This is a genomic window from Flavivirga eckloniae (assembly GCF_002886045.1).
GTDB classification, from domain to species: Bacteria; Bacteroidota; Bacteroidia; order Flavobacteriales; family Flavobacteriaceae; genus Flavivirga; species Flavivirga eckloniae.
Genome location: NZ_CP025791.1, coordinates 3,875,207 through 3,889,563, shown reverse-complemented (window position 1 = coordinate 3,889,563; position 14,357 = coordinate 3,875,207). Strand labels below are relative to the sequence as shown.

13 protein-coding genes are annotated in these 14,357 nt (G+C 34.4%); 3 read left to right on the top strand and 10 right to left on the bottom strand.

Features of this window, described 5'->3' with window-relative positions; translation table 11 throughout:
- Positions 1 to 208: 208 nt before the first annotated feature.
- The 5 genes from C1H87_RS23350 to C1H87_RS16055 all read right to left on the bottom strand — a co-directional run bounded on the left by C1H87_RS23350 (position 209) and on the right by C1H87_RS16055 (position 5,629).
- Entirely contained in the window at positions 209 to 364 is a 156-nt protein-coding gene (locus tag C1H87_RS23350; RefSeq protein ID WP_158655253.1) for a hypothetical protein, read from the bottom strand.
- A gap of 337 nt (positions 365 to 701) precedes the next feature.
- On the bottom strand, positions 702 to 1,709 hold the full coding sequence (locus C1H87_RS16065) for a LacI family DNA-binding transcriptional regulator (protein WP_102756791.1): 1,008 nt from the start codon (positions 1,707 to 1,709) through the stop codon (positions 702 to 704).
- Between the two features lie 292 nt (positions 1,710 to 2,001).
- Positions 2,002 to 2,145 carry a DUF5679 domain-containing protein gene (locus C1H87_RS23460; RefSeq protein WP_199769298.1) on the bottom strand — a complete coding sequence of 48 codons (144 nt, stop codon included), beginning with the start codon at positions 2,143 to 2,145 and terminating at the stop codon, positions 2,002 to 2,004.
- A 256-nt stretch (positions 2,146 to 2,401) separates the two neighbouring features.
- A complete protein-coding gene (locus tag C1H87_RS16060; protein WP_233783174.1) occupies positions 2,402 to 4,711 on the bottom strand; it encodes a sodium-translocating pyrophosphatase in 2,310 nt (769 codons plus the stop codon).
- Between the two features lie 390 nt (positions 4,712 to 5,101).
- Positions 5,102 to 5,629, bottom strand: coding sequence for an inorganic diphosphatase (locus C1H87_RS16055; RefSeq protein ID WP_102756790.1), 528 nt, complete (start codon positions 5,627 to 5,629; stop codon positions 5,102 to 5,104).
- A 128-nt stretch (positions 5,630 to 5,757) separates the two neighbouring features.
- Here C1H87_RS16055 and C1H87_RS16050 point away from each other — a divergent pair, with 128 nt between their 5' ends.
- Positions 5,758 to 7,992 carry a M1 family metallopeptidase gene (locus C1H87_RS16050; protein ID WP_102756789.1) on the top strand — a complete coding sequence of 745 codons (2,235 nt, stop codon included), beginning with the start codon at positions 5,758 to 5,760 and terminating at the stop codon, positions 7,990 to 7,992.
- 118 nt (positions 7,993 to 8,110) lie between these two features.
- On the opposite strand, the gene C1H87_RS16045 is transcribed toward C1H87_RS16050, so the two are convergent.
- The 4 genes from C1H87_RS16045 to C1H87_RS16030 form a co-directional block, all read right to left on the bottom strand.
- Positions 8,111 to 8,641 (bottom strand): ORF6N domain-containing protein, encoded by a 531-nt coding sequence (locus C1H87_RS16045; RefSeq protein WP_102756788.1) that lies wholly within the window; start codon positions 8,639 to 8,641, stop codon positions 8,111 to 8,113.
- Between the two features lie 215 nt (positions 8,642 to 8,856).
- A complete protein-coding gene (locus C1H87_RS16040) occupies positions 8,857 to 9,936 on the bottom strand; it encodes a hypothetical protein (protein ID WP_102756787.1) in 1,080 nt (359 codons plus the stop codon).
- A gap of 109 nt (positions 9,937 to 10,045) precedes the next feature.
- Positions 10,046 to 10,807 (bottom strand): hypothetical protein, encoded by a 762-nt coding sequence (locus tag C1H87_RS16035; protein ID WP_102756786.1) that lies wholly within the window; start codon positions 10,805 to 10,807, stop codon positions 10,046 to 10,048.
- A complete protein-coding gene (locus C1H87_RS16030) occupies positions 10,794 to 11,372 on the bottom strand; it encodes an RNA polymerase sigma factor (protein ID WP_233783172.1) in 579 nt (192 codons plus the stop codon). The genes C1H87_RS16035 and C1H87_RS16030 overlap by 14 nt, the downstream gene beginning before the upstream one ends.
- A gap of 235 nt (positions 11,373 to 11,607) precedes the next feature.
- Here C1H87_RS16030 and C1H87_RS16025 point away from each other — a divergent pair, with 235 nt between their 5' ends.
- Both C1H87_RS16025 and C1H87_RS16020 read left to right on the top strand, forming a co-directional pair.
- Entirely contained in the window at positions 11,608 to 12,369 is a 762-nt protein-coding gene (locus C1H87_RS16025; protein WP_102756785.1) for an SDR family NAD(P)-dependent oxidoreductase, read from the top strand.
- Between the two features lie 66 nt (positions 12,370 to 12,435).
- A complete protein-coding gene (locus tag C1H87_RS16020) occupies positions 12,436 to 13,347 on the top strand; it encodes a helix-turn-helix domain-containing protein (protein WP_102756784.1) in 912 nt (303 codons plus the stop codon).
- Between the two features lie 8 nt (positions 13,348 to 13,355).
- Here C1H87_RS16020 and C1H87_RS16015 read toward each other — a convergent pair whose 3' ends face one another.
- Positions 13,356 to 14,333, bottom strand: coding sequence for a polyprenyl synthetase family protein (locus C1H87_RS16015; protein WP_102756783.1), 978 nt, complete (start codon positions 14,331 to 14,333; stop codon positions 13,356 to 13,358).
- Positions 14,334 to 14,357 lie beyond the last annotated feature (24 nt).

The window sequence follows — 14,357 nt, the reverse complement described above, 5'->3', positions numbered from 1 at the left end:
ATCTTTTTAAGATAGACCTTTTTTTGTGAATAAGACGAAAATGTCAAAAATAAAATGAATATGTTTACAAAAATATATCTCAAAGAAAACCTATATAAATTAGCAGTTTCTTCAAATGTATTATATATTTTTTTGATTTATACAATAAAAAAGACCCTTTACATCTTTTTTCGTTAAGGGTCTTTAATATAATTAGGCATAAAGATAACTAATCATTATCTAGTCCACCTCCTGTAAATGGAACTGGAACACTAGTATTGTCTCCTGTATTTAATAAATCATCCTCGTTAAGGTCTTGCTCAGTACATGATACTAAAGTTGCGAAAAGTGCTGCTGCGAAAAGTGTAATTTTTAGGGCTTTCATAATATTTGATTTTAAGGTTATTAACTATTTTCTATTATTTTTTAAATAAAATTCTTGTTCAAGGCATTAAAAAAGAGCCTTAAATCGAGGGAAAAATGGATAATTAACTTAAAATCTATTGTGTGAAAAATAGCACAGCGATTTTTAATAAAATTTTGAGGGAAAAATAATATGGATTAATTTGTCTTCGAAGAACTTAGGGACTTTTGGGGCGCTCTTTAAGATGCAGTAAAGTTGGTTAAACTGCTATTCTTAGTGAAATATATTCGATGAAGTGTTTTGTTTCATCGTTGAAATGTAAAATTTTAGATTAAAAATGTTGATAAAATGTTTAAAACTATTTTAGCGTTGACTTAGATTTCACCAAACTAGTTTTTACAATTTTAGTTTTTACATCTTCGTTTAAATGCATCTTCTGTAATCTGTCAACAAGCATTTGGGCAGCATGTGCTCCTATTTCTTTTGCGTGTTGCCTTATTGTTGTTAATCTAGGCGTAGAATGGTTTGAGTCTGCCCTACTGGCAAACCCTATTACAGATATATCTTTAGGCACTTTAAAGCCTAAATTAACGGCAGTATTAATCGCGATGATACCAGAAGAGCTATCGGCAGCTATAATGGCATCTACTGTTTTGTTACTCTTTAAGAAAGCCTTTATCTTTTTTTGGTGATCGTCTTTCTTTTTAATTTTTAAAACTAAAGGCTCTTGATTGTTTAGTTCCTGGATCGCTTTGCTGTATCCGCGTTCTCTTAACTTACCAACACTCAAATCATTTATATTGCTAATAAAGGCTATATTCTTTCGATTTTCCCGAAGTAAGTCCTTAGTAGCGTTATAGGTTGCATCAAAATCATCTACGATTACTTTATCACACATAACATCATGTGCTACTCTATCGAACATTACAATGGGTAACCCTTGACTTATGGTCTTCTTAAAATGATCTATTTCATTTTTTATCTGTGTTTCTTCTGCAACCGATAATATAAAACCATCAACACTACCATTGGCAAGTAATTTTAAACTGCCCTTTTCTTTTTCTAAAGACTCGTTAGAAATGCAGGTAATAATATTATAGCCTAAATTGGTAGCCTCTCTCTCTATCCCGTAAAGCACTTTAGCCAAAAAGTGGTTAAGTATATTAGGAATTATAACTCCAATGGTTTTAGTTTTACTTTGTTTTAAACTTAAGGCTACTTTATTTGGTGTATAATTATATAATTCGGCAAGTTCTTTAACTCGTTTAATGGTTTCTTCTCCAATTTCTTCGCTATTATTTAACGCTTTAGAAACCGTAGAAATAGAAACGTTTAACTCTTTTGCTAGCTGTTTTAAAGTAACCATACTATTTACATATAAATTAAAAGTGCCGCAATTTACAAAATTACTCTTTGCAATTGGTCTAATTAAAAGGATTGGGGATTTTATAACAATATAATAAAATTACAGCACCAAACAGTATTTCGAAAGTAATATTTACAGGGAAAAGAAATAGAAAAAGATAACTACAAGACAAATAGCCACATACACATCTATACCAATTGTTTAACCGGCTTAATTACTGGTACAATTAGTAGAATACGATTACATAAAAAAGAAGATAAAACTAAAGGGCATTTTAGATTTATTCAATTAATTAAGTCTTGCCTAGGATTCTAAACATACTTGTTCCGCAAGTTGAACAACTTCCTTTCATAGCTTTCCTGCCATTCTTCATGGCAACTTCATTAGCATCTTTAATTGTTTTTTTCTCCTTACATTTTACACAGTATCCTTCCATAACTTCAGATTTAAATTTGGGGCGAATTGTTTACCTTATAAATGTAAGTTTTATTCTCGGCGAGAACAAATAAAAATCGTAAGGTTCTTATTACTAATTTCTACAGCACAAAAACCTATAACCCTGATTAACAGATTCTATGATCTTGAAAAGCTAAATCTTTTTATTAAAACTAATAGAAGTATACGCTGTACATAATAAAAAAACCATGCTAGTAGGGATTAGCATGGCTCTTCGTTAATGTATATAATTGAGTTTAGTTAGTTAGCTTGTTTTTTACTGTTGAATTTGTAGCAACATCAGCTGTTTCGTAAGCAATAGCATCATTATTTTCTATAACAGATTCCTTTACTTCTGTTGCTTCGATCGTATTAAGAGTAACAGCCTCTGTTTCTTGATGCGCAACGACCTCGATAGTAGCTTTCTCTTCAACATAAGCAGCAACAGTTTCTGAAGTTAAAGCAATACTCGGCGCAATAACCAATGCAACTACAGACATTAGTTTTAATAAGATATTTAAAGAAGGTCCTGAGGTATCTTTAAAAGGATCTCCAACCGTATCTCCTACTACTGCTGCTTTGTGAGCATCTGTTCCTTTTCTTCCTTGTTCTTCAATAGTTTTTTTAGCATTATCCCAAGCACCACCTGCATTAGATTGGAAAATTGCCATAAGCACACCACAAGTAGTAACTCCAGCAAGTAAACCTCCTAACATTTCTGCCCCTCCAATAAATCCAACAGCCACAGGAACTGCTATAGCAAGAAGTCCTGGCAATACCATCTCTTTTATAGAGGCTTGGGTTGAAATAGCCACACATTTATCGTATTCAGCAACTCCGTCTGCTTCATCAAATATTTTTCTATCTTCTTCTGAAGCTTTGCTCATATCGGAATCATACTTACGCATCACTTCCAAGGCTGCTTTTAATTGAGGAATATCTCTAAATTGACGACGTACTTCTTCTATCATCGCCATAGCTGCACGTCCAACGGCATTCATTGATAAAGCCGAAAATACAAAAGGCAACATACCTCCTACTAACAATCCTGCCATAATTTGTGGTTGTGATACATCAATAGCTGTCACATTAGCTGTTTTCATAAACGCTGCAAATAACGCCAATGCCGTTAGTGCCGCAGAAGCAATTGCAAATCCTTTTCCAATGGCCGCAGTTGTATTTCCAACGGCATCCAACTTATCTGTACGTTCGCGAACTTCGCTTGGTAACTCTGCCATTTCTGCAATACCACCTGCATTATCCGAAATTGGTCCGTAAGCATCTACTGCCAATTGAATTCCTGTGTTTGCCAGCATTCCAACAGCTGCAATAGCAATACCATATAAACCTGCATAATGGTGTGATACTAAAATGGCAGCAGCAATTAATAAAATTGGTATGGCTGTAGACATCATACCGATACCTAGACCAGCGATAATGTTCGTAGCCGCACCAGTTTCAGATTGTTTTACTATAGAATTAACAGGTTTTGTTCCTGTTCCAGTATAATACTCTGTTACTTTTCCAACTGCTAAACCAGCAACTAAACCAGCTATTACTGCTATAAATACTCCCATAGAACCGTGAGGTAACCCAGTAGTTCCAGACAGCATATTATCAATTATAAAATAAGACGCCACAACCATTAATCCCGCAGAGCCAAACTCTCCAATATTTAATGCTGTTTGTGGATTTCCGCCATCTTTTACTCTTACAAAAAACGTCCCTATTATAGACATAACTATACCAATAGCAGCTAATACTAATGGTAAAAGCACTGCTCCTAAACCATTAAAATCTGGCGTTATTATAAAGGCTCCTAATACCATGGTTCCTATAATAGACCCTACGTAAGATTCGAATAAATCGGCTCCCATACCAGCTACATCTCCTACATTATCCCCAACATTATCTGCAATGGTTGCTGGGTTTAAAGGATGGTCTTCTGGAATTCCCGCTTCAACCTTTCCTACTAAATCGGCTCCAACATCGGCTGCTTTTGTATAAATACCACCACCAACACGAGCGAATAATGCGATAGATGATGCTCCTAGTGAAAATCCGGATAATACGTTAAGCACCTCGTTAATACCCCAACCCATTTCACTATAAATCATGAATAGACTACTTAATCCTAAAACACCTAATCCTACAACACCAAGTCCCATAACAGCTCCACCAGCAAAAGCTACTTCTAAAGCTTTTCCTAAAGATGTTCTTGCCGCACTTGTAGTTCGTACATTTGCTTTTGTAGCAACTTTCATTCCTATAAATCCGGCTAAGGCAGAACAAATAGCTCCAACTATAAAGGATACGGCAACCATACCATTAGATCCTACTTCTGAGCTTCCTTTAAAATACAATAGAATTGCTACAGCAATTACAAATACTGACAAAATTTTGTATTCCGCTTTTAGAAAAGACATTGCCCCGTCTGAAATGTTTTTAGCAATTCTAATCATTTTTTCATCTCCTTGATCTTGTTTAGATACCCATGCACTTTTTATAAAAACATAAGCCAATGCTAAGATTCCAAACACTGGTAAAAACTTCACGATTAATTCCATATTAATTGGTTATTTTTATTTGTTATTCAGTTAATATTTTTAAACGGAGCTAAAAATAGGAAAATATAAGTGATAAAAAAAACCCCTATAAATTAAAGATAACACATTTAAAACCCTGTTTAAATATAATATCTTTAATACAATGACATATGTTAGCTTTTTCTTGTTTGTTTGGATAAAATTGTGTTTTATTATCTCAAATAAAAAAAGCCTGTCTGTAGTAACTACACTTCATTACAAAGGAAAAAACCTTCATTTACGCAAGATTTAATCAACACTTTTTAATGTAATATATGGGGTAACAATACCCTCTTCTGGTTAAAGAGTTTGGAAACAAAAAACCATCCTAAAGTTTAGGATGGTTCAAATATTTTTTGAAAAAACTTTCAATTAAATCGTGAATGTTCGTTTTTTCTTGTGATCGCTTTCGTCATAACGCTGTACACACTGACGGTAAATTTCTCTTGCTTCTTCAGCATTTCCCCATCCACCAACATCAACTTTTTTCTCTTCCAAATCTTTATATACTTGGAAAAAATGTTCGATTTCCTTCAACCTATGCGGGTTTAAATCTGCAATATCTCTATTATTGCTCCAAATAGGATCGGATACAGGTACACAAATAATCTTTTCATCTGGCCCTTTTTCATCAGTCATATGAAATACACCAATAGGTCTAACTTCCATAACCACCATTGGGTATGTTGGTTCTGTCCCCATTACTAATACGTCTAATGGATCTTGATCTAATGCTAAAGTCTCCGGAACAAACCCATAATCTCCCGGGTACATCATGGAAGAGAACAACATACGATCGAAACGAATTTTATTTAACGTAAAATCGTATTCATATTTATTTCTACTTCCTTTAGGTATTTCAATTAACACATCAAATGTTAAATCTTTTTTCTTAGTCATATTTAATAGATATTTTAGGGTCGCAAATGTACTGAACCCTTAGGCTTTAAGCAACAAAAAACAGGTTGTTTTTATGTTAATATTCCTATATTGCGCCTGACTAATTCAAAATAATTACACAAGTTACTATGAGACTTTTTATATTTTCAGCTTTAATAGCATTTTCCATGTTATCTATTAAAGCCCAAACACAACCCTGGCAGGGTAAATTTGAGCCTATCGATAATATGATTACCCCCCCGAATACTTACCGAACTGCTAGTGGAGCACCCGGACGAGATTATTGGCAACAACGTGCTAATTATAAAATAAAGGTAAAGTTAAACGAATCTAACAACACCATTACTGGAGAGGAAACCATTACTTATTATAATAACTCCCCAGACGATTTGAGCTATCTATGGATTCAGCTTGAACAAAACGTAAACAAAAAAGGAAACGAAGATTTTGGAGGCATAAACAATAATGTTAAAGATGGTATGACTACCAGGCAAATGCAGTTTCTTACTCGAGCTATCGATTTCCCTGCTGGTTATTCTATTAAACATGTAAAAGATTCCAACGGAAATAATATAAAAACCATGGTGAACAATACCATGATGAAGGTAAAACTTAACTCCCTGCTTAAATCGGGAGAATCTACCAGTATTTCGATTGCATGGTCTTATCCTGTTACAGACAGAAGTATGTATCTGTTATCTCGAGAAGGTTATGAATATTTCCCCGCAGACGACAATACAGTTTATCTTATGGCTCACTGGTTCCCTAGAATGGCTGTTTACAATGATACTGAAGGTTGGCAAAATCAGCAATTTCAAAAGCTAGGTGAGTTTGCTCTTGAATTCGGCGATTATGATGTTGAGATTACGGTGCCAGAAGACCATATTGTTGCTGCTACTGGATTGCTTCAGAATAGTGAATCGGTGTTAAGCAAAACACAGCGTAAGCGCTTAGACGCTGCTAAAAAGTCTTTTCACAAACCTGTTATGATTATAACAAAAGAAGAAGCAGAAGCCAACGAAAAGCAGAAATCGAAGAAGCAAAAAACCTGGAAATTTAAGGCAAGTAATGTGCGTGATTTTGCATTCGCTTCGTCTCGTAAATTTATGTGGGATGCTCAGGCTGTAAAATTACCCACCAATACGGTAATGGCTATGTCGCTATACCCAAAAGAAGGTCTACCTGTTTGGCAAGAGGAATCTACGAAAGCGATTATGCATGCCCTGGAAGTTTATTCTGAAGCCACTTTCGACTACCCCTATCCTGTAGCTATTTCTGTAAACACCTCTAATATAGGTATGGAGTTCCCCATGATTAGCTTCAATGGCGGACGACCCAAAAATGGCAAAATAAGCCCTGCTGCCAAACAAGGTATGATAGGCACCATTATTCATGAAGTTGGCCATAACTGGTTTCCTATGATCGTGAGTTCTGATGAGCGTAAATGGATGTGGATGGACGAAGGTTTAAACACTTTTTTACACCAAAGAACTGTAGCAGAACGCTACCCTGATTTTAACAGTGTAACTCCAAAAACAATCGTACCGTTTATGAGTGGCGACAAGAATATTTTGCGTCCCATCATGACCACCTCAGACAGTGAGCTTATGTCTCAATTTGGCGCTAATTTTTATTTAAAACCAACTGTTGGGCTACAAATGCTTCGAAATTCTATTATTGGAAAAGAATTATTTGATGAAGCATTTAAAGAATATGCCAATCGCTGGAAATACAAACACCCTAATCCTGCCGATTTATTCAGAACCCTGGAAGATGCTACGGCCACCGATTTAGATTGGTTTTTTAGGGGCTGGTTTTTTACTACCGATCATGTAGATATGGAATTGAGCCAAGTTAAATGGTTTAAGGTATATGAGAAAGACACTAATATTGAAGACCAAAACAAACAATCTAAAGTTAAAATTGAAGCATCCAGTAAAAATGTAGAAGCTCAAACTAAAGATTTTTCTGGTGGTCCGGAAACAATTACCATGAATACAACGCCAGATGCTGCTTATGGTCAGTTTTTATCAAGAATTAACGAACCGGAATTGCGCAAACAGCTTTCTGGTAAGAACATTTACGAAATCACTGTTAAAAATGTGGGCGGACTCGTAATGCCAGTTACAATTGAATGGGTATTTACAGATGGCTCAAAAGAAATTGACACTATTCCTGCCGAAGTGTGGCGTAGAAATGAATATGAAATCACAAAAACGTTTGTAAAAGAAAAAGAAGTAAAGGAAGTCAACTTAGATCCTAATTTTGATTATGCCGATACTGATATGACCAACAATTCGTTTCCTAAAACTGAGTCTCCATCTGAATTCGACACTTTTAAGAATCGCAAAGGAAAGAGTTAAATACACCGCAATATTCTGCGCATACCAAAAGGGTGAATTCTGAATTAAAATTCAAAGAATTCATCCTCTTTGTTTTAATCTACGTCAAATAAAAATTCTCCCCCATTACAAGAGCCTTTTAATTTCTATTCGCTTTGTAACCTATTTCTTTTCTTGGTTTTTCATGCTCTTTTTTCTCAAGAAGCTCATCTAAATAATTAAAGACTAATTCAATATTCTTGCTATGATTAGATAATTTCTTTTTAATTTCTTCTATTTCAAGTTTTAAACTTATGTTGTCAGTTATCATTTCACGCATTTTTGTAAATACTCTAATGATTCTAATATTTACTGCAATTGCTCTTGAACTATTCAAGACACTTGATAGCATTGCAACTCCTTGTTCCGTAAAAACCAATGGGGCATATCTATTCCCTCCCCAATTTGAGGTGCCAAATTGGCTCCTCAAGTTATCGAATTCTAGTTTTGTTAACTCGAACATAAAATCTTCAGGAAAGCGTTCTATGTTTCTGCGAACTTGTCTCTTGAGTTGTTTTGTTTCCACTTCATAAAGTTCAGCCAAATCGCTATCTAACATCACTTTTTGACCTCTTATATAATAGATTTTACTCATGACTACTTCATCTGGTACAATTAACTTTTCACTCATATTATTAAAAAGGGTTATTTAGACTACTGTTCTGTTAGTTTGCTATTTTTAGTTTTATATACGGCTTACAAAAGTAAGAAATATCCTATTTAAATATATTGATTATCTCAAACAACTTTTACTGTATTTATAAATACATAAAAAACCACATTCTATTTTTAGAATGTGGTTTCTACTTTTCTTATTTATCACAAGATGACGAGGCTTACATCATTTTAATCCATATCAAACCTAACACCTAACGAAATATTGTTCTGTTCGACAATCTGATCTTTAAAAATGGGAGACAAATCGTATTTTACATATAAGGCTACATCATCAAAAGCAATATAACCGCTTAACCCATATACTATATTACTGGTATTAAACCCACGTTTTTGTTTATCTTTTACGCTTTCGCCATTTAATTCGTATTTCAATTTTTGACGTGTTCCAATATTAAATCCGGCATAGCCTCCTACTCCTATTTTAAATTGATTTTGTGTGGAGTACCTAAAGTAGGTATCTCTATCGATCCTTTTCGAAGGACCAAACTCAAAGTGTAACGGAAACACCAAATTGGTAATGGATAGTTTTGATTTTTTCAGATTTTCTGGAAATTCCTCCAATACGGTTTGGTTTCCCTGCTTAACAAAATATCTGTTGTCATCGGGTTTCAATCCGTTTATTTGAAAAGAGTATCCATATTTAAAACGCAAAAAATTAGAGTTTTTAAACACGCGTAATTTCCACGCCCAGCCTATTTCAAAAAAGCGAGAGCCACCGAACTTATACGGGGAATCGTCAAGCTTTTCTCCCTCTATAATGGCATTGTTCAAACCAAAGGCCAATACAAAATCACTCGACATTCGCTTATCGTATTTTTTGGGTTTCTTTTTGCTATTAATTTTTATACCAGCAAAACTTACTTCATCACCACCTATGCTAATTCCTATTTTAGATGGATCTTCATCTTCATTTGTTCTATAACCTTCTTCGTTTCGTTCTAATAGGGCTATTTTATTCTTTATAATTATTATACGGTTTTCAATATTCAAGGCACGCTTTTTTGCCACTTCTTTTTTTAATATGTTGGCTTCTTCGTTCGAGAGCTCCCCGTTTTCTAAGCGTAAATTAATAGCCTCTACTTCTGCTTTTAAAAAATCGCGTTCTTCGGTTTTAATTCGTTCTTTAATTTCCAATAAAGTTTTAATTTTATCTTTATTGTTTACGTTCTGAATGGTGTCCTGCGCATTGATTAGTTGCGCACATACAAATAACGTAGCAAATATTAAATACTTAACAAGAGTTTGCATAACTGTTCGTTTTTTTAATGCTGAATTTACTTCAACATCTGTTGATTAATGATGATTTGATGATGTTTTTAATTGTAAGTCTTAAGATTTTCGCCTTGGCATAAATTAGTTAATCGTTACGATGGGCTACAGCTGTTTTTACCGTACTATAACTTGCTTTTAGGGCTTCAAAAACTTTGGTTCTAAAGGATTGATCTAAATCGGCCTCAACGTCTTGAAGCAACAAGTTTGCATCGACCACTCCTGTGCTGTCATTATATAATTTATTTAATCTTATTTCCTTTTGAGCTTCTAGCAATAAGACATCAATAGCCTCGTCTGTTATTGCATTATTATCTTTTAACTTTTGTATTTGGTTGGCCACTGCCTGAATCTTTTCTTCTTCAAAAGTTAAAGGTTCGAGCACTGTTTCTATCGGATTATCAGATATTTCTTTTAATACTTTTGTGGCGTTTTCTTGTGCTATGGTTGTTTGCTTTTTATCAAATTCCGTTTTAATCGCTACTGGGGGCTTTATTGTTTTTTTAACGACTTCCTTCCGATCTGTTTGGGCATGATCCAATGTGTTTTCAATATGGGTCGGTCTTTCAACAGCGATGGTATTATTTTTATCTTGCTCCACAACTTCAGGAATCACTACCGTTTTAGGCGTATCGTCCACTATAATTTCATTATTGAAAAACTGAGGAATAACTAATAAAATACCGACAATACTCGCCGCTAAACCTAACCATAAAATTGGTTTATTGTTTTTCTTTTTTCTTTTATTGTCCAAACGTTTAGAAAATTTATCCCAAGCATCATCCGATGGTTGCAACCTTCTTTTCTCAAGCTTTTTCTTTATGTTTTCTTCAAATTTAACTGGCTCCATAGCTTGTTGTTTTATTTAATTCTTTTATTTTTTCTTGAAGCAATTTTCGTGCTTTAAATAATTGCGATTTTGAGGTCCCTTCTGTTATGTTCAGCATTTCTGCTATTTCGTAATGCTTGTACCCTTCGATGGCATACATAACGAATACCATTCTATAACCTTCGGGAAGCAGATCTATAAGCTGCTGTATTTCCGCAACCTCCATATCAGTATTTATATCATCAGCATAATCCATACTATACTCAATATCTTCGATAGAAAAGGTCATCTGTTTTTTTTGCCTTAAAAACGAAATAGACTCCCTTATCATAATCCGCCGAATCCAACCTTCAAAACTGCCCGCATTTTTAAAGCTTTTTAAATTGGAAAACACTTTGAAAAACCCATTAAGCATGGCTTCCTCGGCTTGCTGTAAATCCTTTATATAATACCTGCAAACACTTAACATTTTAGGGGCGTGTAATTCAAATAATACATGCTGCGCCTCACGATTGTTTTTAATCGCTTTTTTTATAAGTGACGATTCATTTTTATGCAATTGTATTACTTTCAAGAATGATTTCATTTAGCCTTCTATTTTTAAAGACGCAAGTTTTATGCTAATAGTTGCCTAGCTGGGAAAATATTAATGCAATTTAAAAAGAAATAAGGGCTAAGCCATTAAAATTAAGACATTTGATTTTATGCTTTTTTTTAATCAGTAACACGTCACCTCTTAATTTCGACTACAAAAAACATAGATTTGGATACGTTAACATGTTTATTTCTTCCAACCTTTGTGAAAACAAAAATTCATAAAAATGGCAAAAAACAAAATAGCATTAGTAACTGGCGGAAGTCGAGGTCTGGGAAAAGACATCGTTCTTAATCTTGCAAAAAAAGGAATGGATATCATCTTTACATATCACTCCAATAAATCGGCAGCGGAACATGTGATAAAAGAGGTTGAACAAATTGGACAAAAAGCAAAGTCTTTTCAATTAGACACCAGAAACATTACATCCTTTGATGATTTCTTCGATCATGTTACTAAGTATTTAAAATCTGAAACGGGTAATGAAAATTTTGATTTTCTCATCAATAATGCCGGGACTGGATTTTATTCACCTATAGCAGAGACTACCGAAGTACAATTTGATGAGATGATAAATATTCATCTTAAAGGCGTTTATTTCTTCACACAAAAAGCACTTCCTTATCTCAATGATGGTGGTGGAATAATCAATATCTCATCAGGTTTAACTCGAGTTTCTTTTCCAAACATGTCTGCTTATGCTCTCGCAAAAGGAGCTGTAGAGGTTTTTACAAGATACTTAACCAAAGAGTTAGGACATCGTGGCATTAAAGCGAATACTATTGCTCCTGGGGCCGTTGCAACCGATTTTGGAGGAGGGGCCAATAGGGATGATGAACAGAAAAGAAAGATTGTATCTGGTATTACTGCATTGGGACGTATGGGTGAACCTGAAGACATTGGAGGCACTGTTGCGTTTTTATGTACGGAGGAAGCCCGTTGGATTAACGGACAACGCATTGAAATTTCCGGAGGCATGTTGGTGTAAATTGTGATACTGTTTTTTACCTTTTAGTTTTTTTAAATACTGTATATTGGCATAGTATAGCGGTTTATGAGAAAGATAAGAAAAATACAGACCATTAGCGATTTTCATAAAGTAAGGGGCTTACCTAGCCCCTTACACCCTTTAATTAGTTTGGTAGATTATGGCAAAACAACGATACCTTCGGAATACCTTGGTGAGCGTTGGTTGATGAACTTCTTTTCTATCGGACTTAAAAGAAATGTGGGAACACTTCGATATGGTCAGCAAGAATACGACTTTGACGAGGGACTAATGTCCTTCATTTCTCCTGGTCAAGTTTTAAGTATCGAAACTAATCCTAAACATAACTTAAAGCCTTCAGGGTGGATATTGCTTATTCACCCCGACTTTCTTTGGAGTACATCACTTGCCAAAACTATTAAACAGTACGATTTTTTTGATTATTCGATAAATGAAGCGCTTTTTATGTCTGAAAAAGAGGAAAACATTATCGAAGGGATATTATTAAATATCAAGCTTGAAATTGAGAACAATATCGACAATTTTAGTCAGAGCATTATCGTAGCACAAATAGAGTTATTACTTAGCTATGCTGAACGTTTTTACGAACGGCAATTTATTACCCGAAAGAAAGGTAATCATAAAATTTTAGTACAATTAGAAACTTTACTTACCGAATACTTCAACAATAAAGATTTAATAAACAAAGGACTGCCAACTGTACAACACATTGCTTACCAATTAAATGTATCGCCTACTTATTTAAGCAGTCTACTTAAATCTCTAACTGGACAAAATACCCAACAACTTATACATGAAAAATTGATAGAAAAAGCCAAGGAAAAGTTATCTACGACTCAACTTTCGGTAAGTGAAATTGCTTACGGATTGGGTTTTGAACATCCGCAATCGTTTAGCAAATTATTTAAGCTAAAAACTACGATGTCTCCTTTAGCATTCAGGAAATCATTTCAATAAAAACCAAACTATTTCTTCCTATCAATCACATAATTCACCATAAGTTCCAGTGAATTTTTATATTCCGATTTCGGATAGGTTTCAAGTATTTCCAGAGCTTCTTCTTGAAATGCCTTCATCTTTTTAATAGCGTAATCTAAACCTCCATTGTTTTTCACAAAGGCAATAACTTCCTTAACGCGTTTGGAATCTTTATTATGGTTTTTAATAGAATTGATGAGCCACTTTTTGTCTTTTTTCGAAGCCTGATTAAGAACATAGATTAAAGGCAACGTCATTTTTTGTTCCTTAATATCGATACCTGTTGGTTTCCCTATTTGGGTTTCGCCATAATCAAATAAATCATCCTTTATTTGAAATGCCATACCTATAAGTTCTCCAAACTTTCGCATAGATTCTACATGTTGCGAATCTGGTTTTACAGAGGCTGCTCCCAAACTACAACAAGCCGCTATTAATGTTGCTGTTTTTTGGCGTATAATTTCATAGTAAATAGCTTCTGTTATATCTAGTTTTCTAGCTTTTTCGATTTGAAGTAATTCGCCTTCACTCATTTCACGAACTGCAATAGAGATAATCTTGAGTAAATCGAAATCGTTATTATCTATACTTAAAAGCAATCCTTTGGATAGCAAATAATCACCAATTAAGACAGCTATTTTATTTTTCCAAAGGGCATTTACAGAGAAAAATCCACGCCTACGATTACTATCATCAACCACATCATCATGCACCAAAGTTGCTGTATGTATGAGTTCTATAACTGAAGCTCCCCTGTATGTTCGTTCGCTAACTTCGCCATGAGATACCATTTTAGAAACCAAAAACACAAACATAGGACGCATTTGTTTACCCTTTCGATTTACAATATAATGGGTAATCCTATTAAGCAATGCGACTTTGCTAGACATGGAAAGCTGGAACTTCTGCTCGAAAAGATCCATCTCGTAAGCAATAGGCTGCTTTATTTGTTCTACTATCTTCAATTATTAAGATTAAATCTGGGCGAA

Bases quoted from the DNA above. Each gene is read 5' to 3' on its own strand.
- C1H87_RS16065 (WP_102756791.1), bottom strand. From the start codon at position 1,709: ATGGTTACTTTAAAACAGCTAGCAAAAGAGTTAAACGTTTCTATTTCT.
- C1H87_RS16045 (WP_102756788.1), bottom strand. From the start codon at position 8,641: ATGAGTGAAAAGTTAATTGTACCAGATGAAGTAGTCATGAGTAAAATC.
- C1H87_RS23350 (WP_158655253.1), bottom strand. From the start codon at position 364: ATGAAAGCCCTAAAAATTACACTTTTCGCAGCAGCACTTTTCGCAACT.
- C1H87_RS16030 (WP_233783172.1), bottom strand. From the start codon at position 11,372: ATGAAATCATTCTTGAAAGTAATACAATTGCATAAAAATGAATCGTCA.
- C1H87_RS16040 (WP_102756787.1), bottom strand. From the start codon at position 9,936: ATGCAAACTCTTGTTAAGTATTTAATATTTGCTACGTTATTTGTATGT.
- C1H87_RS23460 (WP_199769298.1), bottom strand. From the start codon at position 2,145: ATGGAAGGATACTGTGTAAAATGTAAGGAGAAAAAAACAATTAAAGAT.
- C1H87_RS16020 (WP_102756784.1), top strand. From the start codon at position 12,436: ATGAGAAAGATAAGAAAAATACAGACCATTAGCGATTTTCATAAAGTA.
- C1H87_RS16025 (WP_102756785.1), top strand. From the start codon at position 11,608: ATGGCAAAAAACAAAATAGCATTAGTAACTGGCGGAAGTCGAGGTCTG.
- C1H87_RS16050 (WP_102756789.1), top strand. From the start codon at position 5,758: ATGAGACTTTTTATATTTTCAGCTTTAATAGCATTTTCCATGTTATCT.
- C1H87_RS16055 (WP_102756790.1), bottom strand. From the start codon at position 5,629: ATGACTAAGAAAAAAGATTTAACATTTGATGTGTTAATTGAAATACCT.
- C1H87_RS16035 (WP_102756786.1), bottom strand. From the start codon at position 10,807: ATGGAGCCAGTTAAATTTGAAGAAAACATAAAGAAAAAGCTTGAGAAA.
- C1H87_RS16060 (WP_233783174.1), bottom strand. From the start codon at position 4,711: ATGGAATTAATCGTGAAGTTTTTACCAGTGTTTGGAATCTTAGCATTG.